Source organism: Glycomyces luteolus, assembly GCF_027622875.1.
GTDB classification, from domain to species: domain Bacteria; phylum Actinomycetota; class Actinomycetes; order Mycobacteriales; family Micromonosporaceae; genus Glycomyces; species Glycomyces luteolus.
On the sequence record NZ_JAPZVP010000015.1, the window covers coordinates 140,148 to 157,964 of the forward strand.

The 17,817-nt window shown below is 67.0% G+C and carries 23 protein-coding genes; 9 read left to right on the forward strand and 14 right to left on the reverse strand.

The annotated features are described in order from the left end of the window. Nucleotides 1-128: 128 nt before the first annotated feature. The 7 genes from thpD to O1R50_RS18630 all read right to left on the reverse strand — a co-directional run bounded on the left by thpD (nucleotide 129) and on the right by O1R50_RS18630 (nucleotide 5,783). A complete protein-coding gene (thpD, locus tag O1R50_RS18600; RefSeq protein WP_270111663.1) occupies nucleotides 129-1,016 on the reverse strand; it encodes an ectoine hydroxylase in 888 nt (295 codons plus the stop codon). A gap of 65 nt (nucleotides 1,017-1,081) precedes the next feature. Next, nucleotides 1,082-1,495 (reverse strand): ectoine synthase, encoded by a 414-nt coding sequence (locus O1R50_RS18605; RefSeq protein ID WP_270111664.1) that lies wholly within the window; start codon nucleotides 1,493-1,495, stop codon nucleotides 1,082-1,084. Further along, nucleotides 1,492-2,766: a diaminobutyrate--2-oxoglutarate transaminase gene (gene ectB / locus O1R50_RS18610; protein WP_270111665.1), complete on the reverse strand. Its 1,275-nt coding sequence runs from the start codon at nucleotides 2,764-2,766 to the stop codon at nucleotides 1,492-1,494. The genes O1R50_RS18605 and ectB overlap by 4 nt, the downstream gene beginning before the upstream one ends. A gap of 113 nt (nucleotides 2,767-2,879) precedes the next feature. Next, on the reverse strand, nucleotides 2,880-3,560 hold the full coding sequence (gene ectA, locus O1R50_RS18615; RefSeq protein ID WP_270111666.1) for a diaminobutyrate acetyltransferase: 681 nt from the start codon (nucleotides 3,558-3,560) through the stop codon (nucleotides 2,880-2,882). A 3-nt stretch (nucleotides 3,561-3,563) separates the two neighbouring features. Next, complete coding sequence (locus O1R50_RS18620; protein WP_270111667.1) at nucleotides 3,564-4,511, reverse strand: MazG family protein; 948 nt, start codon at nucleotides 4,509-4,511, stop codon at nucleotides 3,564-3,566. Beyond that, complete coding sequence (locus tag O1R50_RS18625; RefSeq protein WP_270111668.1) at nucleotides 4,508-5,098, reverse strand: hypothetical protein; 591 nt, start codon at nucleotides 5,096-5,098, stop codon at nucleotides 4,508-4,510. The genes O1R50_RS18620 and O1R50_RS18625 overlap by 4 nt, the downstream gene beginning before the upstream one ends. 184 nt (nucleotides 5,099-5,282) lie before the next feature. Further along, complete coding sequence (locus tag O1R50_RS18630) at nucleotides 5,283-5,783, reverse strand: MarR family winged helix-turn-helix transcriptional regulator (RefSeq protein ID WP_270111669.1); 501 nt, start codon at nucleotides 5,781-5,783, stop codon at nucleotides 5,283-5,285. Nucleotides 5,784-5,839: 56 nt separating this feature from the next. On the opposite strand from O1R50_RS18630, the gene O1R50_RS18635 reads away from it, so the two are divergent. From O1R50_RS18635 to O1R50_RS18660, 6 genes are all read left to right on the forward strand, one after another. Beyond that, nucleotides 5,840-6,265: a hypothetical protein gene (locus tag O1R50_RS18635; RefSeq protein ID WP_270111670.1), complete on the forward strand. Its 426-nt coding sequence runs from the start codon at nucleotides 5,840-5,842 to the stop codon at nucleotides 6,263-6,265. 122 nt (nucleotides 6,266-6,387) lie between these two features. Further along, nucleotides 6,388-7,062, forward strand: coding sequence for a Crp/Fnr family transcriptional regulator (locus O1R50_RS18640; RefSeq protein ID WP_270111671.1), 675 nt, complete (start codon nucleotides 6,388-6,390; stop codon nucleotides 7,060-7,062). A gap of 104 nt (nucleotides 7,063-7,166) precedes the next feature. Then, the gene (locus O1R50_RS18645; RefSeq protein WP_270111672.1) at nucleotides 7,167-8,189 is read left to right on the forward strand and encodes a hypothetical protein; all 1,023 of its coding nucleotides are present in this window, start codon (nucleotides 7,167-7,169) and stop codon (nucleotides 8,187-8,189) included. Nucleotides 8,190-8,377: 188 nt separating this feature from the next. Beyond that, nucleotides 8,378-10,294 carry a hypothetical protein gene (locus O1R50_RS18650; protein ID WP_270111673.1) on the forward strand — a complete coding sequence of 639 codons (1,917 nt, stop codon included), beginning with the start codon at nucleotides 8,378-8,380 and terminating at the stop codon, nucleotides 10,292-10,294. Then, entirely contained in the window at nucleotides 10,291-11,139 is an 849-nt protein-coding gene (locus tag O1R50_RS18655; RefSeq protein ID WP_270111674.1) for a hypothetical protein, read from the forward strand. The genes O1R50_RS18650 and O1R50_RS18655 overlap by 4 nt, the downstream gene beginning before the upstream one ends. A 168-nt stretch (nucleotides 11,140-11,307) precedes the next feature. Beyond that, a complete protein-coding gene (locus O1R50_RS18660; protein WP_270111676.1) occupies nucleotides 11,308-11,553 on the forward strand; it encodes a DUF397 domain-containing protein in 246 nt (81 codons plus the stop codon). A 65-nt stretch (nucleotides 11,554-11,618) separates the two neighbouring features. On the opposite strand, the gene O1R50_RS18665 is transcribed toward O1R50_RS18660, so the two are convergent. Genes O1R50_RS18665 through O1R50_RS18685 form a run of 5 tightly spaced genes read right to left on the reverse strand, consistent with a single transcriptional unit; the run spans nucleotide 11,619 to nucleotide 14,011 of the window. Further along, nucleotides 11,619-12,071, reverse strand: a complete 453-nt coding sequence (locus O1R50_RS18665) for a hypothetical protein (RefSeq protein WP_270111677.1) — start codon at nucleotides 12,069-12,071, stop codon at nucleotides 11,619-11,621. A gap of 15 nt (nucleotides 12,072-12,086) precedes the next feature. After that, the gene (locus O1R50_RS18670; RefSeq protein WP_270111679.1) at nucleotides 12,087-12,554 is read right to left on the reverse strand and encodes a toxin C-terminal domain-containing protein; all 468 of its coding nucleotides are present in this window, start codon (nucleotides 12,552-12,554) and stop codon (nucleotides 12,087-12,089) included. 10 nt (nucleotides 12,555-12,564) lie between these two features. Then, complete coding sequence (locus O1R50_RS18675) at nucleotides 12,565-13,287, reverse strand: WXG100 family type VII secretion target (RefSeq protein ID WP_270111680.1); 723 nt, start codon at nucleotides 13,285-13,287, stop codon at nucleotides 12,565-12,567. A 29-nt stretch (nucleotides 13,288-13,316) separates the two neighbouring features. Continuing rightward, a complete protein-coding gene (locus O1R50_RS18680) occupies nucleotides 13,317-13,628 on the reverse strand; it encodes a type VII secretion target (protein ID WP_270111681.1) in 312 nt (103 codons plus the stop codon). Nucleotides 13,629-13,630: 2 nt separating this feature from the next. Then, the gene (locus tag O1R50_RS18685; protein WP_208495432.1) at nucleotides 13,631-14,011 is read right to left on the reverse strand and encodes a YbaB/EbfC family nucleoid-associated protein; all 381 of its coding nucleotides are present in this window, start codon (nucleotides 14,009-14,011) and stop codon (nucleotides 13,631-13,633) included. A gap of 164 nt (nucleotides 14,012-14,175) precedes the next feature. Here O1R50_RS18685 and O1R50_RS18690 point away from each other — a divergent pair, with 164 nt between their 5' ends. Continuing rightward, entirely contained in the window at nucleotides 14,176-15,459 is a 1,284-nt protein-coding gene (locus O1R50_RS18690) for a PQQ-binding-like beta-propeller repeat protein (protein ID WP_270111682.1), read from the forward strand. 54 nt (nucleotides 15,460-15,513) lie between these two features. On the opposite strand, the gene O1R50_RS18695 is transcribed toward O1R50_RS18690, so the two are convergent. Then, on the reverse strand, nucleotides 15,514-16,077 hold the full coding sequence (locus O1R50_RS18695; protein WP_270111683.1) for a TetR/AcrR family transcriptional regulator: 564 nt from the start codon (nucleotides 16,075-16,077) through the stop codon (nucleotides 15,514-15,516). An 85-nt stretch (nucleotides 16,078-16,162) separates the two neighbouring features. Here O1R50_RS18695 and O1R50_RS18700 point away from each other — a divergent pair, with 85 nt between their 5' ends. Then, nucleotides 16,163-16,804 (forward strand): FMN-dependent NADH-azoreductase, encoded by a 642-nt coding sequence (locus tag O1R50_RS18700; protein ID WP_270111684.1) that lies wholly within the window; start codon nucleotides 16,163-16,165, stop codon nucleotides 16,802-16,804. Next, nucleotides 16,801-17,121 (forward strand): DMT family transporter, encoded by a 321-nt coding sequence (locus O1R50_RS18705; protein ID WP_270111685.1) that lies wholly within the window; start codon nucleotides 16,801-16,803, stop codon nucleotides 17,119-17,121. Before O1R50_RS18700 ends, O1R50_RS18705 begins: the two co-directional genes overlap by 4 nt. 29 nt (nucleotides 17,122-17,150) lie before the next feature. On the opposite strand, the gene O1R50_RS18710 is transcribed toward O1R50_RS18705, so the two are convergent. Further along, entirely contained in the window at nucleotides 17,151-17,744 is a 594-nt protein-coding gene (locus tag O1R50_RS18710; RefSeq protein ID WP_270111686.1) for a hypothetical protein, read from the reverse strand. Between the last annotated feature and the right edge of the window lie 73 nt (nucleotides 17,745-17,817).

Genomic DNA, 17,817 nt, shown 5'->3' on the forward strand with positions numbered 1-17,817 from the left:
TCCGACGCGGGGGCGCCGCCGCAGATCCCGCTCAACTCGCGCCGCAAGGCGATAGCGGCAACGAGGCGCGGGCCCGACTCGTCGAGTCGGGCCCGCGCCTTCCCCCGTCGAGGCGGCGTCGAGGCCGCCTAGCGCAGGACCTGCCAGTCGCGCGAGCCCAGGTATTCCGGGCGGTGCTTCTCGGCCGCGAACGGCGCTTCCAAGGCGTTCTCGACGCTGTTGAACACGATGAACAGGTTCGAGCGGGGGAACGGCGTGATGTTCCCGTTCGAGCCGTGCATGCAGTTCGAGTCGAACCAGATCGCCGAGCCGGCGGGGCCGGTGAACTGGTGGATGCCGTGCTTGTCGGCGAGCATCCGCAGGGAGTCGTGGTCGGGCGTGCCGACCTCCTGCTTCACCAGGGAGGCCTTGTGGTTGTCCTCCGGGGTGGCGCCGACGCACGAGACGAACGTCTGATGCGAGCCCGGCATGATCATCAGCGAGCCGTTGAAGTGGTAGTTCTCGGTCAGCGCCAGGGAGAGGCTGACCGCGCGCATGCGCGGCATCCCGTCCTCGGCGTGCCAGGTCTCGAAGTCCGAGTGCCATTCGAACGGGGCGCCGCCGAAACCGGGCTTGTAGTTGACGCGGCTCTGGTGCACGTATACGTCCGAGCCCAGGATCTGGCGGGCGATCCCGGCGATCCGCTCGTCTCGGATGAGCTCGGCGAAATGGGACGAGAGGCGGTGCACGTCGAAGACCGAGCGGATCTCGTCGGTGCTCCGCTCGCGGATCACGCGTTCGTCGCCGTCGAGGGCCGGGTCCTGGAGGAGATGGTTGAGTTCGGTCTGGGCCGCGGCGAGCTCGTCGGGTTCGAGCAGCTGCTCGATGGCGGTGAAGCCGTCGAGTTCGTGCGTGTCGAGCTGCTCCTCGGTGAGCGGCCCTTCGCCGGGGCGGCCCCACACGGCGGGGTCTTCGGTGCGGTAGACCAGGCGCGGTTCCTTGAAGCGCCGTGTCGGGTAGAGGTCGGTGGACTGCATTGTCGTTCGCTCCTCACTGCGCCGCAAATGGATGGCGGCGCATGGCTGTGCTTCAGAAAAGGCAGCTAGTCGTCTTCGGTCAGCAGGGGGTAGGTGCCGTCTGCGTCGTGGACCTCGCGGCCGGTGACCGGCGGGTTGAACACGCACACGCAGCGGAGGTCCTGCTCGACGTCGAGCGTGTGCCGCTCGCCGCCGTTGAGCAGGTACATGGTCCCCGGGGTGAGGGCGTGGACGTCGCCGGTCTCGAGGTCGCGGAGCTTGCCGGAGCCTTCGATGACGTAGACGGCCTCCACGTGGTTGGCGTACCGCATCGTGGTGGAGGTCCCGGCGAACAGGACCGTGTCGTGCAGCGAGAAGCCGACCTTGTCGCGGGCGAGCAGGAGGCGCCGGGAGCGCCAGGTGCCCTGTGCCTGGTCGCGGTCGTGCCCTTCGACATCGAATTCGGTGCCGATGAGGTCTTCGAGCCTTCTGACGATCATGCGGTCCCCTTCGCGGCGGCTTCCTTCTCGACCGTGGCGACGGCTTCGCGGACGATGTCGACGCCTTCCTCGAAGTCGGCGCGGCTGGTGGTGAGCGGCGGGAGGAACTTGACGACCTCGTCCTCCGCGCCGGAGGTCTCCATCAGGAGGCCGTTCGCGAAGGCCTCCTTGCAGACCTGGCCCGCGTGCTCGGGATTGTCGAAGACCATGCCGCGGGCGAGGCCGCGGCCGCGGGTGGCGATGCCGAGTTCGGCGTGGCTGGCGGCGATGTCGGCGAGTTCGGCGTCGAGCCAGGCGGCGTCGCGGTCGACTCCGGCGGTGAAGTCGTCGTTGCGCCAGAACGTCTCGAGCGCGGCGGTGGCGGTGACGAACGCGGGCGCGAACCCGCGGAAGGTCCCGTTGTGCTCCCCCGGCTCCCACACGTCCAGGTGCGGTTTCATGAGCGTGAGCGCGAACGGCAATCCCATGCCGGACAAGGACTTCGAGAGGGTCACGATGTCCGGGTAGATCCCCGAGCGCTCGAACGAGAAGAACGGACCCGTTCGCCCGCAGCCCATCTGGATGTCGTCGACGATGAACAGCATGTCGTGCTCGCGGCACACGTCCTGGAGCCCGCGCAGCCATTCGTGCGTGGCGACGTTGATGCCGCCCTCGCCCTGCACGGTCTCCACGATCACCGCGGCGGGCTGGTCGAGCCCGGACCCCGAGTCCTCCAGGAGGCTGCGCAGCCACAGGAAGTCGGGCGTCTGGCCGTCCATGTAGTTGTCGTAGGGCATGGTCGCGGCGTTGTTAAGCGGCACGCCCGCGCCGCCGCGCTTCATCGAGTTCCCGGTGACCGCGAGGGCCCCCAGGGTCATGCCGTGGAAGCCGTTCGTGAAGGACACGACGGTCTCCCGGCCGGTGTACTTGCGCGCCAGCTTGAGCGCGGCCTCGACCGCGTTGTTCCCGGCGGGGCCGGGGAACTGGACCTTGTAGTCGAGGTTCCTGGGCGCGAGTACGACGTCGCGGAAGGTCTCCAGGAAGGTGCGCTTGGCCCCCGAGTAGGTGTCTAGGGTGTGGACGACGTTGTCCTCGGCGAGGTAGCCCAGGAGGGCTTCCTTGAGGACGGGGTGGTTGTGCCCGTAGTTGAGCGACCCCGCACCGGCGAAGAAGTCGATGTACGACCTTCCCTGCTCGTCGTCGATGCGGCTGCCCTTCGCGGTGGTGAACACCGTGGGCCAGTTGCGGCAGTAGGAACGGACTTCTGATTCGACCTGTTCGAAAACCTGCATGATCTCTTCTGGGTCGGCCTGTTGGCTGTTCTCCGCTTCCCGGCGCGCACTGCTTGAGGCACGCGCCGAGCGCATACCCGGGCCGGCTCAGTCGGTGCCCGGGTAGGGCTGGCTCAGTCCGGCAGCGCGCCGTCGAGCAAACGCGTCGGACCGCTGATCGGTCCGATGCGGTGCAGCACCTCCGGCTCATGGCCGGAGCCGAGCTCTCGCTCGGAGAACAGCACGTCGCGCGTCAGGTTCGCGCCGTTCGCTTCCGCGAACGACTCGAACAGGCGCATCGACGCTTTGTTGTCCGGAGTCACCGTCGTCTCGACGAAGCGGACTCCGTTGGAGCGCATGCGAAGGACCACTTGGTCCAGCATGGTCCGTGCCAGTCCCCGGCGGCGGAAGCCGGGTGCGACCGCGACCTGCCAGACGAAGTACACGTCCGGCGCTTCGGGCCTGCGGTAACCGGTGATGAAACCCGCGATCGTTCCTTGCCGATCGCGGGCGACGACGCTCGTGGCCGCGAAATCACGACACCACAGCAGGTACGCGTACCTGCTGTTGACGTCGAGGTTCCCCGCCTCGCGGGCGAGGTTCCATAGTTCGGCCCCTTCGGCGGGGGTCGGCGAGCCGAAACTCAGGTCCCCGCTGGGATCGATTCGTCCTGTACTCCGTTTTTCAACGACATGGGTGGCCGGGCCTTTCGAGCCGCTGTCACTTGCGTCACCGGATGGCATGCCAACGACCGTAGCAAAGAAACCGACGATTGTTAAGACGAACGGGACGGTATTGTGAAGTTCTGATTGCACGATCTAGTGTTCGATCGCCTCCGCGACGTGGCCCTGCGGGTCGAGGCGTTCGAGCCCGGCGCGATCGGTGATCGACTTGCGGAGAGCCAGTTCAGGGTCCACCCCGGCGGCCCGCGCGGCGGCCACGGCGGCGAGCAGGAAGTCCCCTACCTCGTCAGCCTCGAGCTTGAGTCCGTCAGGCAGTTCGGGCAGCTCAAGCGGCTCGCCCTGGTCGTGGAAGCGCTCGATGACCTTGGCGGCCAGCGAAAGCGACGGCAGCTGGCGCGAGACGCCGTCGGCCGGGTGGTCGCGGTGCGGCTTCTCGGCGGCCTTGGCCTCGTTCCAGTGCTGGTAGAGGTCGTCCGGGTCGGCGTCGCCCCACACGTGCGGGTGCCGGCGGATGATCTTCTCGACCAGGTCGCCCGCGACATCGTCGATGTCGAAGTCCTCGGCGAGCGAGGCGTGCAGGAGCGGCTGGAACAGCAGGTCGCCGAGCTCCTCGCGGAGCTCCTCGGCGTCGCCGTTCGCGATGGCGTCGAGGACCTCGTAGGACTCCTCGAGCAGGTACGGGCCGAGCGTCTCGTGCGTCTGCTCCTGGTGCCACGGGCAGCCGTCCTCGGCGTGCAGCCGGGCCACCGCCTCGACCAGGTCGAGCAGCCTCGCCCCGGGCGGATCCCAGGAGCCGTAGACGATCTCGAGCTCGATCTCACCGCCCGCCACGTATTCGGCGAGGGCCTCGCGCAGCTCCTCGTCGCCGTCCTCACCGACGATCCACACACCGCCGGTCTCGATGAACTCGGCGGCGTCCTCGACCAGCTCGACGTCGATCCCGGCGTCGCGCACGGCCTCGACCGTCGGGCTCTCGAAGAACGCGGCGACGACCTCGGCATCCTGCAGGGCGTCCCAGGCCTCGACGGTGAGCAGCCCGGCGGGGATGCGCGGCGAGGTCAGGAGCCAGATGATGTCGCTCAACGCTGCGGCACCTCGACGGTGAACACGCCGACGAGCGGGCTGATGTCGAGCTCGCCGTAACGCGGGTTCACCGCGACGTCGTACTCGGCGATGTACTCGTTCAGGTCGTCGGCGAACCCGGCCTGCTGCTCGCCCCACAACTGCACGACCTCCTGGAGCACGGTCGGGTCGGACTGCGCGGCCATGTTGAACTCCATGAGCTCCTCCTCGGTGAGCCCCTCCGAGGCGATCCAGCCCTCCACCGCGCGCTGCAGCAGGTTCTGGTCGCCCGAGACGGCCGAGTTCAGCGCCTCGAGTTCCACGTCGGTCATCTCGCGGGGCTCTGCGGCCGCGGCGATCTCGTCGTAGTACTTGGCGGCCTCGATGTACTGGGCCTCGAACTCGTTCGCAGCGGAGCTCGTGTCGGGGGCCTCCAAGTCCATGGCCTGCCCCAGTTCGGCGAAGAGCACGATGAACGCGGCCTTCTGGCGGCTGTCCGCGTAGCTGACTTCCTCGAGCGTCGCGCCCTGTTCGAGGTACGAGCTCACCTCGCCGTCGACATAGCCGTCGAGGGTGGCCTCAGTGACGCGCTGGTCGCCGACGAACATCGCGGCCCCCTGCTCACTTCCGCAGGCCCCCAAGGCCAAGAGCCCGACCGACGCCACCGCGACAAGCCTCAGTATGCGCACAGCACTTCCCTTCCACTCGACTGCCCCTGTGACCTTAGCCTCACCAAAGATTCCTCCACAATCCCCCCACCCGAGACGTAGGCGGCAGCGGCGGGACCGAACTTCAGCGTTCGCCGCGGGTTTCGGGTTTCAATGGCGATCGGTCTCGCGGCCATGCGTCGACGAAGCGTTCGAGCAGCGCGGCGAAGGTCCGCGCCTCGTCATCGGTGAAGGCGGCGAGGGCTTCGGCGACGTTTCCGCGACGGCCGGCGCGGACGCGGTCGACGAGGTCCTGGCCTTCGGCGGCGAGTCGGATGCGGGCATAGCGGGAGTCGCCCGGGGCGGTGTCGCGTTCGATCAGGCCGTCGGCGAGCAGTTCCGCGGTGAGGCGACTGGCGCGTGGCCGGTCCACGTCGATCGCTTCGGCGATCTGCGAGATGGACAAGCCGTTCTTGTTGCCGTCCAGGGCATCGAGGTAGCGGAAGCGGGCGGCACTCGCCGCGGAAGCCGCAGCGGGATCGTCTCCGGCGGCGCGGCGCTGGAGGCGCCGGGACTGCTGGTCGCGCCTGATGCGGACGAGAGCCCGCTCGATCACCTCGTCAGGCTCTGGCTCGGGACGATTCATAGATGAGATCCTACAACAGTTGCTATTTGACAACTGATGATCTTAGAATCAGTTGCATGATGACAACTACTTCGGCATCGGTATGGCGGCGACTCCTGCTGGGCGTGCTCGCGATCGCCTGCTACGGGATCCTCTCGGCCGCCTGCGCCCTCCTCATCGCCGAGACCGCCTGGCCCACGATCGGTGACGACCAGCACTCCTCGGCACAGGCGACGATCGCGCCGGCACTGAACGTCTTCGCCTTGGCCATGCTCGGCTTCGCTGTCGCGGGGCCTCTGTTCACCCCGAGCCTCCAGGTCGCGTTCAATCTGGCCGCCGCGATCATCGCGGCGGGAGCCGGACCACTCCTGGCCCGCTTCGCCTATGCCCGCACCGACATCGACTTGTTCACTCCCGGCACCGCCGCACTCCTCACCGCCGGGATCCTGGTCGGCCTCATGCTGATCTGGGCCACCAAACGCCTGGCACCACTCCCTCACTGAGCAGCCCCCATCCGGCGGGGCGCTCTCTCGGCCCACCCCGGCTCGTTCAGGAGCGCTCGATTCATCCTTTGGGTGTCGCCAATCCGACAGCACCGTGCATCGGGCCTCGCTAAGAAGGGTCAGTGAACCCAACTCCACAACATCTGCATAGCCGCGGCTTCCAAGCCCTCGTAACCGGCGCCGAATGGAACGACCTGGTTTCCTCCGGCCGCACCACGGACTCCGCAGGCGGTGCCAGAATGCTCCAGCAAGGCGATCGCAACCCGGTCGTCTACGCCCTCTTGAAAGGCCGGGTCAGGGTGGTCTACACCGAGGCCGACGGCAACGAAGCCCTCATCGCCGTTCGAGGCCCCGGTGACCTCGTGGGCGAATACGCCCAACGGGACCAAGGCGAGCACATGGCATCGGTCTGGGCGCTCGAGGACTGCGTCGTGTCCGCCTTGACCGCTGACGCCTTCGACGCGTTCATCCGACGGCATCGACTCGACGACCCGCTGCAGCGCTACATCCTCGGGAAGATCCGCCAGAGCGGCCAGCGCATCTGGCGGGCCTCGCACCTGCAGACCGAGCAGCGCATGGCACTCCTCCTCCTGGAGATCGTCGGCACCGCCCCGGCCGACGCGGAACCAACCGTGCCGATGACCCAGGCGCAGATCGCCTCCTCGCTCGGTGTCGCGCTCAGCACGGTCACCAGTGTCCTGGCCGCTTGGAAGAAGTCCGACCTGATCCGGACCGTTCCAGCACCACTTCGAGTGCTCGACGTTGCAAAGCTCGCTCGCCACGCCAATTCACGTTAGGTGATACGAGACACATTCTGATTCATCCGGTGTCGGACATTCGAATGCCGCACGGCCCCAGACGATGAGGCGATGCGTACCCCTACGTGAAGGAGTCTCCCACCATGCCCGCCAGTACTCGCCGGGAAGCAGAGGACCGGTACCTGACCGTCCTCTGCCTCGACATCGAGCAGTTCGGCCGATACACCGACGCGCAGAGCACTAAGATCGCCAGCACCTTCCGCGACGTCGTCGAGCAGGCCTTCGAGCGCGCCGGACTCGCCGATGCGTATGCGGCCCATGTCTTCATGCAGAACGCCGGCGACGGCATCGTGGCCGGGTTCGATGAGCGGCGCCTCCCGCACATCGTGGACCGCATCCCGGCCGCACTCCAATTCGCGCTGCGCGAACTCCACCAGCAGGACGGCCTCGGCGTCCGGATGCGCATGGGCGTCTCCTACGGGCCAGTCCACGGCATCGCGGACCGGCGGGTCGACGTAGCGCCGAACCGCACCGTGGTGGATGCCTGCCGGGTCGCCGACGCCGATCCGACCCGGCTCCTGCTGCAGCGTTCCGACCCTGAGGCAACGTTCCTCGCGGTCGCGGTCACCGCGCCGGTCATGGACTTCACGGTCAGCCGAAACCCGTTGTGGCTCAGAAAAAGCGAGTTCGTCGAGTCGGATATCGCGATCGAATCGAAGCATTACCGCACGACCGCCTTCCTTCATGTCCCATCGCCTTCGGGAGCGCTTCTCCGCTCCGGCCTGGTCGATCTCGGGACGCGCAGGACCGACAAGGGCGGGCAGCGCCGCCCTCTGGAGGAGCGGGTCGATCGCGAAGCCTGCGCCGCCTACACGCTGAACGGCGAGAACCACGTGGCGGACGGGCAGGCGAACCAAGTCGGCACGGTGGGCCGAGGAGCCCGGATCGAGCAGACGTCCACTGGAGACGTGTCCGGTGACGGCGCGATCGGCGTGGTCTCCGGCACCGTGAATTACAGCCGTGACCAGTCCACGCATAACACCTACATCGCCGGGGACCAGATTTCGGCGGGCCGAGACGCCACCGTCAACAACCTCGGCCTCGACCAGTTCCCATTCGGCGACGGCAAGCATCGCCGAACCGGCAAGGAGCCGAGACACCCGTGACCGCCCGCGAAGCAGACGCACCGACGCCGCCACCGACGACTGAACCGAGCAATGGCGAACCCGGTCAGGGACTTGCGGAGGTCGAAAGCGATCAACAAGAACCCGAACCGGAACCGGCAGAGCGAGTCGAAGCCGACATCGAGACCTCCGCCGCCGCGAAGGAACCCGCCGCTGAATCGATTACCAATGTGGGTCGTGACAGCGTCCAGGCCAAGCGGGACGTGCACATCACGAATATTCACCTCCCGAGCAGCGAAGCGGTCGCCGACCTGCGCGACATGTTCGGCGCCTCGACGAACCGGGAATCGTTCGAGGTGGAGGTCGAAGATCTGGTCGCTCCCCCAGGCACGGAGGAGCACTTCGAAGCGCTCGATGAAGAGTTCGTGCTGGTGCTCGCCTCGACCGGGCAAACCGGGCTGAGCACCGCGGTGAAGCAGCGGTGCAAGGCCTTCGGCGCACGGCTCGGGCTACCCGCGCGGATGCTGCAGTCCACCAGCGTGGACGAGCTCAAGCAGGAGCTCGAGGGGTTCGAGGCACCGACCGTGCTGGTGCTCGACACCTCGCAGAATCCGGGGCTCGAGGAGCAACTGCCCACTGCGGCCGATTATCTGCGCACCATTCTCAAGAAACTCGACTGCCGCCTGGTTATCGCCGTGGAACTCGAGTTCCGTATCGAATTCCAACGCCACTTCCCGAAATCGGTCTTCGATCTGGCACGCGCCGATCCGGACCGGGTCTTCACCCATCACTTCGATCGGGCAGACGCGGAGTTCGCGGAAATCCTCGAATCCGAGTACTTCAGCGACACGTTGAGCACCGCTTGGCCGCCACTGGTGCGCCTCATGGCCTCGATCCTCAGCCACGCTCCCGCCGACCTCACCTTGCAGGAATTCCAGGAGCAGCTCAAGCGCCGGGTTGAAGACGCTTCAGCCTCCATCCGCGACCTGCTGGAGAACAAGCTCGACGCCCAAGGCAAAGCGGTGCTCATCTCGGCGTCCGCACTGGAACGGATGTCCACCCGGTCGATCGCACTCGCGGCGGAGGACTTCCTCAGGTACTCCAAGGACGAAGGCACCCCAGTGGAGGTGCTCGGCGAGTACGGCATCCTCCAGAAGCTGGAGTTGATCCGCCAGGAGTTCTACATCGAGGGCTCGAACTTCAAGCACCCCGATTTGGGCGACGAGGTGCTCCTGCATGTCTGGGAGCAGTATCCGGCTTGGCATATGCCGTTGCGAAACTGGCTGGTACGGCTGTTGCTCGAACCCGATTACCTGGAGTGGACCAACCTCACCCGGCTCCCGCGGCGTCTGGTCAAGCTGGCTTCGGTCGCTGAAGACGGATCGATGCTCACCGGACAGGTCGAAGTGATGACCGTCAGTCGGTCCCCGGTGATCCGCTCGCTCGCCTCAGCCGTCTTGCTCGGCGGGGCCCTCGACGACACGATCGGCCCCAGCGTCCGCGGCCGGATTTACGACTGGAGCCGCGGTTCATCGTTCGAGAGGCAGGTAGCGGCGCTCGAGGCCTGCGCCGACGAGGACTACCTGGTCCGATTCCCCCGCAATGCACTGTTCCGGTTGCGGCAGCTCGCCCGCTCGGAGCACGACGGCGTCGCCGAGGCGGCGTTCGAGGCGATCATCGCGTCCTCTGCGCGAATCCACCTGGGCGACCTGCTGGTCCACTTCCGGCACTGGTTGTTCGGTGCCGATCAGAACGAGATTTCGATGATCCCCCGCCTGCTCGACCGGATCTGTGTCAGGGAGGACGTGATCGAATCGCTCAGACAGGACCCTTGGCCCGTTATCGGCGATCCCGCAGGACTCACCGCCTCCTTCTGGCGGCTGGTCCTCACCATCGCCGACCCCGCCTCGGTCCGCCTCGCCGTCAGGGCTTGGCTCTCCGCCGCAGCCGAGCTCTCCCCGGCCGACGGTGAGCGCATGGTCGCACTGGTAGTCAAGGCGGCCGCCGACGACTACGGCTCGATCGGCCAGATCGCCCAAGCCTCGAAATCACTCACGCTCGACGGCGCGGGCCTCTCCGAGCGCACTCGAGAACTCTCCCGCCAGATGCTCAGCCACATGTTTGAAATCGAGGTGCCCCTCCCATGACAGCAGTGCTCATCCTCTTGATGCTCGCCGCCGCGGTTCTCGGACTCGGCTGGTACATGGCCTCCCGGCAAAGGAGCGACGAGTTCGCCGACGAAGCAGCGACAGCGTCGGGATACATGGACGTCACCGTGTCCCTGCCGAGCAGAGACGAGTACTTCCAGTTCACATGCCAGTTCAGGGTGGCCTACGCACCGACTGACAAGAACCGGGCCGGAACGGAACCGTCGATCAGCAGCGTCGAATCGTTGCTTTACACAGCCGGCAAAGATGTCTCCACCAACCTCGCGCTGCCGCAGAGAAGCCAGCTCAGGCACGAACTGTCCGACATGTTCAGAGTGCAGCGCACGCTGCCGAACAAGGAGTTCGTCATCTCGGCCTACTGCGACGCGGTGGAAGTCGACGAAGGTCAGCTCAGAGCCGTGGAGCGCAGCTACGACGAGGTTCTGGAAGCCGAGCGGCTACAGCGTCGAGTCGGGTACCTCGGCAAGGTGTTCCAGGACCCGCGAACCGCAACGATGTGGTGGCTCGCCCAAGACCCGGCGAAGATCGACGAACTGCCAGGCAAGGCCGAGTTGCTGTACCGACTCGACCGCCGGCTGAATCCCAACGCCAACCCTTCGGACCTGCCCATCAGCCGCGATCTCGACTGGTTCATCCAAACTGCGGACGACTCCGAGCGAGCCGCGATCGGCGTCGCGCTGGCGGGCATCTACCGAAGGTTCGGACGCGAGGAGTTCGCAGACGAAGCCGAGCAGCTCATCCCGAAGCGAACGCTCCCCTCCCGAAAGAACAGCGATCCCGAGAATCCCGACGACGATCAGAACCCCGGTCGTCCCAACGAATAAGCGCGATGCCGTTCTCCGTACTATCCTGCAGAATCATCGAGGAGCCCAGCATCGTCTATCTGGAAAGCCCCTACGAGCGTCGGTTCTACGAGAACAGCGATGATGTGGGGAAGTATCACCAGATTATCGAGGACTCCGACAAGCCAAGTCTCTAAAGGAGTTCCAGCGATGAGCCAGGATGGGTGGCGCAAGTCGAGCCGGAGCCAGGGCGCGAACACCGACTGCGTGGAACTACGAGTCGCCCCGTGGCGCAAGTCAAGCCGGAGCCAGGGCACCGCGAATAGCGACTGCGTCGAGGCTCGCACTGCAGGTCCCGGCTTCCAGGTTCGTGACAGCAAGCTTGGCGATGACTCCCCGATCTTCGACCTGAAGACCGCCGACTTCACCGCGCTGCTCCAGCGAGCCGACCGGTAGCCCGACTCAGAACACAGCACGGCCCCGCCGCCCTTGAAATCGAGGGTGGCGGGGCCGTTTGCCGTTCACAGCATGGCGTCGGTGACCACGATCGACCGATAGGGGTCGATGTCGGCCTCGTCGATCCGCCATTCCGAGATCTGGTGCCCCTCTTCGGTGACCGTCTCGCGCTCCTCGGCGAAGGTGCTCGGGTCGTCGAGGCTCCAGCCTGCAGGGAGCTCGTCGACGAAGAACAGGCCGTCCTGCAAGTAGAAGAACCCGTCGCCCGGGTTGTAGATCGTCCAGCCCCGGAAGAAGTTCGCGGACTCGGGATCCTGCACGTTCGTCAGCAGCACTCCGACCGGACCACCGCTCGACACCTTGGCGAGCTGGGCCCGCCAGCTCTCGGTGTACTGCTGGATGTCCCAGTGGTCCAGGGAGGCCTGGAAGTACTCGACCTCGCCGTTCGGGAAGGCGAGGCTCCCGGCGAAGTACTGGTTCGCGTCCGCTGCGTGCGTAGAAGCGGTGACGGTGAACATTGGCTACCTGGCTCCCTAGTCCTTGAGGCGGTTCAGTTCGGAATCGTACGTGCCGATGCGGCGGCCCTTCCGGTCGAACATCTTCCAGCCGTCCGAGGTGTTGTGCCCGTCGATGTCCCGGGAGATGTACGTCTTGGTCTTCGGGTTGTAGTACACCGTCTGGCCGTGGCTGTCGAACTCCGCCTTCTGCGGCGGGATCCGCTGCGTGTACCCGAGGTCCTTGGCGCGTTCCGTGTCGGACTTGGGCGGCGTGGAGTCGTCGTCCTTCGAATCGTCGGTGTCCTTCGGGTCCTTCGGGTCGTCGGCGCCTTTCGGACGGGCTTGGTCGCTTTCGGCGTCCTGCTTGTTCTGGTCCATCTGGCCGCCCACCGGCGGCCTCGGAGGTTTCCGGTTCTTGTTCTTCCGGGCATGGAGCCCGGTGAGCGCTAGGAGCACCGCGAACATGATCGCGGCTCGGAAGGCTCCTGGGGTGCGTCGCTGCATGCGGGGCCTTTCAGACGTCGAGGAGGGCACGGAGCGATTGGATGGACGTGACCAGGCCCATGAGCCAGCCGAAGATCCGGCCGACCCACTTGACCACGGCGGCGGCGAGCTGGGCAGCGACGATCGGCGCGGCCACGCCGGCGGTGAACACGACCTCTGCGAGCCAGACGACCACCTTCGCGATGCAGTCGGCGACGAATCCGCGGACGAACTCGCGGACCATCGTCACGAGGTTCCCCGCGCCGCGCACCGCTTCCCCCATACCGAGCGCGGTCGCGCCGAAGGCCCCGACGAGGTCGACGTTGAAGCCCGCCATATCGCGGTAGGCCTCGGCGGCGTCGTCCTGCCAGGTCGGGATCTCCGAGCCGACCGCGGCTTCGAACTCCTCGCCGATGGCGAACAGCTCGTTGGCGATGTTGTCCCAGGTCATCGCGACCGTCTCGATGGTCTCGGGGTCCCCTGCGAGCCAGTCGAGGGCTTCCTTCAAGGGCTCGACCTGCTCCATCGCCCATTCGATGCCCATGGACAGCAGGGTGCTGAACGGGTCGATGAGCGTGGACCCGACGTTCAGGGCCGCGCCGAGGCCGGCGATGGACCCGTCGATCCAGCTGCCCTCTTTGATCGCGTCGCGGATGCCGGTGTAGTCCTCGTAGAAGCCGAAACCGGTTCCGGCATCGCGGTAGCCGGCCTGGCCTTCCTTGATTTGGTCCGAAGTGGCGATGAGGTTGTTCATATGCGGGTCGCTCCAGAGGGGTTCGGGTGTCAGAGCTCGGTTTCGAGGCGGGTGAAGTCGTCGGCCGACTGGGTGTCCGCGTCCTCATAGGCGGCGGCGCACTCTTCAACGGCCTGCGCGAGGAGCACGAAGTTCTCGGCCATCGAGGCCATGCCCGCGTCCTGGTCCTGGTGCCGCTGCTCCATCAGCGGCGGCAGCATCGCGCACAGTTTGCCGTATGCATCGTCTGACATCGCGATGTGCGAGCTGGCCTCCTTGATCGCGGCGAATCGCTCGTTGAGCGCGCGCAGATGCGAGGCGTGAGACCGCAGCTCATCGGGATCGACCTCCTTGGCGGCCACGACTACCGGTCCTCTTGGGCGCTGGTCTTGAAGCCCGCCATGAGGGCTCGACCTGTCGGGGAGTCGTCGCCGACCGTCTCGCGCACGACCGCTGCCGCCGCTTCGGCGAGCTGACGCTTGGCGTTCTGGTAGGCCTGCAGCATCGCTCTCGCCGTGTATTCGGCCGGCTGGCGGGTGATGCGGTCCTTCGCCTGGACGTCGAGCAGATCGCCGCTGTGGCTGATCGTCACGGTGATCATGCCGTTGTCGTCGGATGCCGTGACACGGAGCGCTTGGAGGCCTTCGGCGGCGGCCTGGGTGTCGGCGGCACGCTGCTCAGCTCGAGCCTTCCAGGCTTCAAGACGCTCCCGGGCGCCTTCGACGTCGAGTAGGGGATTGTCCATCATCGAACTCCGTTCCTGTTGTGGCCGTTGAGGGGTACAACGGCCGTCGCCCGCTCAGCACTATAGGTGAGGTGCGCACGGCAAAGACCCCGTTGGTGGCGGTCGGTCCATACACTGTGGGTGTTTCTTCGTCAGTGCCCGACAAGAGAGCGAACATCCCCATTATGAAGCTGAGAGCAGTGCTGTGCTGTCTGGCCGCCTCCGGATTGCTCCTGAGCGCCTGCAGCGAAGACGGCGGGACCATCGATGAGCCCACCGAGGAGGCCGCGACTTCCGCAGCGGCCGAGGAGGAAGTGGACGCCGAGGCGTTCGACCCGCCCATGCAGTTCGACACCGGGGCGGGCGTGCCGCTGCCCGAGGAGGCGGGGGCCGGGAACGTCAACCTGGCCGGCGACGCCGTGAAGCCGCTCCCGGTGGTCCTTTCAGGAACGAGGGCGTTCATCGCGGCGGCGAACCAGCTGCAGATCGTGGACACCCGCAATGCCGAGGTGCTGCCCGCGATCGTGCCGCAGTCCGGTACGCCGATGGACCCGGCGCTCACCGTGTTCGCGGGAGACAACCCGATCCAGGCGCCGATCACGGTGGACGTGGGCGGCAAGGAACTCGTGGTGGTGCCGTTCCTGACCACCGGGGAGGCCTCGGGCACTGCCGTTGCGCGCCAGAGCCTCGAAGTGATCGCGGTGGACCCGGCGTCCGGCGAGCAGGCGTTCAGCGTGGTGCACGAGCTGCCGCTCGCGGAGGACGGTTCCACGTATGAGAACGCCGTCGCCAAGGGCGCGACCGATGGCGTGGTCGTGATCGACCTGGACATCTACACCGGTTACTCGGTCGCGGTGGACCTGAACGCGAAGGCCGTGGCGTGGGAGCAGGCTTTCTCGACCTGGGCCGTCGCGGGTGACACCGTGGTCGGCAACCTCGGGGAGCGGGACTACAACCGGCACTTCGGCGGTCTCGCGATCGCCGACGGCGCCGTGAAGTGGGACGACCCGAACTTCGGGTACGAGACCGTGGGTCCGGCCGGGTCGAAGTACGTGTACGGCTTCGGCGGTTTCGACAATATCGACGGCGGCCTCTACCTGGTCGAAGCCGCGACCGGGAAGGTCACGAGCCTGCAGCCCGAGGAGCGCGATCTGGGCGTGTGCAGGTTCGACGGGCAGACGACGCTGGTCTGCAACGACACCTGGGGCTGGCTCGGGGCCGTGAACACCGAGACCGGCCAGTTCGTGTGGCAGCAGGAGGCTTCGGCCGAGCGTGCGAGCGTGGGGATCACCGCCGTCTGGCACGGCGCGATCTACGGCAGCACGGAGAACGGCCCGGTGGTGCTCGACGCGCTCACCGGTGCGGACGCCGAGACGGCGCCGGGTGTCGCCCCGTGGGTCGTCAACGAGTACGCGGCGCTCGCGGCGGACCCGAACAGCGGCGTGTCCGCGTACCCGGCCATCGCTTGACGGCGGGTCCGGGACGCTGCTCGCGTCCCGGACCCGTGCCGCGCCCTGCCTGCCTCAGCCCGGTCGGTTTTCGACGACCATGGCGAGGCGGGACAGGGCGCTTTTTATGTTCGCCAGTGTGAGCCCTTGGGCGCGTTGGAATTTGAATACCTCAGGAGCGAGCGGGGCGAGGAGGGTGTCGGCGAGGGCTTCGGGGGTGGGGATGGCGGCTTCTCGTAGGAGCGAGAGGACGTGCGCGCGCCAGAAGCCGTAGGCGCCGATTTCGAATCGGCGGCCGCCCAGTTCCGTTGCGAGGGCGAGGTTGCCATGGGTCTCAAGGAGGTCGGCCATCGCGGCGTAGAAAGCGGCGAGGCGTTCGGCGGGCGGGGCTCCGGGCCCGAGAGGCGGTGGGCCGGACATGAGGTCGCGCTGGAGGGCGGTCTCGTGCTCGTCGAGGAGGGCAACCGCGATGGAGGCGACGTCGGGGTAGCGGCGGTAGAGGGTGCCCCGGCCGACGCCCGCGGCTTTTGCGATGTCGTCCATGGTGACCGCGCGCGGGTCCTTGACGGCGAACAGCTCGGCCGCGGCGGTCAGCACCTTGGTGCGGTTGCGGGCGGCGTCGGCGCGCTCGTGCTTCATGGTGGCGATCCTAACAGTAAGTGGACAGCATGGCCGGTTATGTTCGACGATAAATGGACATCGTGTCCGTTTATTTGGAGGAACCGTGCTCCTGCACCTCGACGCCAGCGCCCGCCGCAGTTCGTTCAGCCGCGAGGTCGGCGATACCGTGGCCGCCGCTTGGCGGCTCGCCCATCCCGATGCCGCGTACGTGCGCCGCGACCTCGCCCTCGACCCGCCGCCCCCGATCGGGGAGGCCTGGACCGAGCTCTGCGATTACGTGCTGGAGCACCAGATCACCGAACCCGCGAGGTATGCGGAGGCGGTCCGGACGCCGGAGCAGGCCGCGGCGTGGGCGGTGGTGCGGCCGCTGCTGGAGGAACTGGTCGCGGCCGAGACGGTGCTGATCGCGGCGCCGATGTACAACTTCTCGGTCCCGGCGGTGCTGAAGGCTTGGATCGATCAGGTGACGTTCCCGCGGATGTCGTTGGCGGGCACCAAGTTCGTGGTCGCATACGCCCGGGGCGGAGCGTACGGCCCCGGCACGCCGCGCGAGCCGTTCGACCACCATGAGCGGTACCTCCGCGATTTCTTCTCCGGCCACTTCGCGGTGGAGGACGCGGTGTTCGTCGGCTCCGAGATGGTGAACTCGCTGATCGACCCGGCCCTGGCCCGGCGGCGCGACGAGCACGAGCGGTCGCGGGCGGCGGCGCTGGAAACGGCCCGGAAGATCGGGGGTTCGCTGTGAGCTGGTGGGTGCTCGTCGCGGCAGGCCTCGTCGAGATCGCTTGGGCCATGAGCATCAAGCCGACTGAGGGGTTCACGCGGCTGTGGCCGAGCGTCCTCAGCATCGTGCTGATGGGACTCGCGGCGTTCCTGCTCGCGGTCGCCATGCGCGGCCTGCCGACTGGTACGGCCTATGCGGTGTTCACGGGCATCGGCGCGGTGGGTGCGGTGACGCTGGGGATCGTCCTCAATCGGGATCCGGTGACGGTGGGCCGCATCGTCGCGATCTCGCTCATCGTCTGCGGCGTGGTGCTCGCTCGGATCACCAGCCCCGAGTAGCGGGGCCCGGCTGCGGCCGGGCCCCTTCGTCAGTCGGCGTCGGCTTCGTTGGGGTCGTGGGCGATGCGGGGTCGGCGGCGGCGGGGGCGCGGCCGGGGCCGCATGTCCTGGATCCGGTCGATCTCGTAGCGCACGTACCAGGGTTCCCAGCCGCCTTGGCGGAACCATTGGCGGGCAGTGCGGGAGGCGAGGCCGCCGAGGACGAACAGCGCGATGATGATCCACAGTGGTGCGACGATGAGGGCGAAGACCTCCCCGTAGGTTCGGACGACGGCGGTCATGCCGAAGACCACGTTCACCAGGACGATCACGATCGCGGCCACGCGGGCCCATTTGCGGCCGAGGCCGAGGGCCAGGACCGCCATGACGTAAGGGACCGTGTAGAACACGAGGGCCGGGAGGACCACCTCGATCGGGTAGCCGGCGCCGATGTCGATGGCGGCCTCGATGTCGGCGAGGAGTGGGACGTCCTCGGTCTCGCCCTTGAACCAGTTGAAGGCCCGGGGCCCGATGCCGACGGTCACGCTGACCAGCATGAAGTACTGGAACACCAGCATGACCTGGGCGAGGTCGACGGAGTGCGGCTTGTCGTACAGCGCTTCCTGATCGAACGAGGTGCTCATAGCGGGGCTCCAAAGGGCTCCAAGACGCCGGGCTCTCAAGCGTACGGCCGCAATGCCCTTGAGCGGAAGCGCT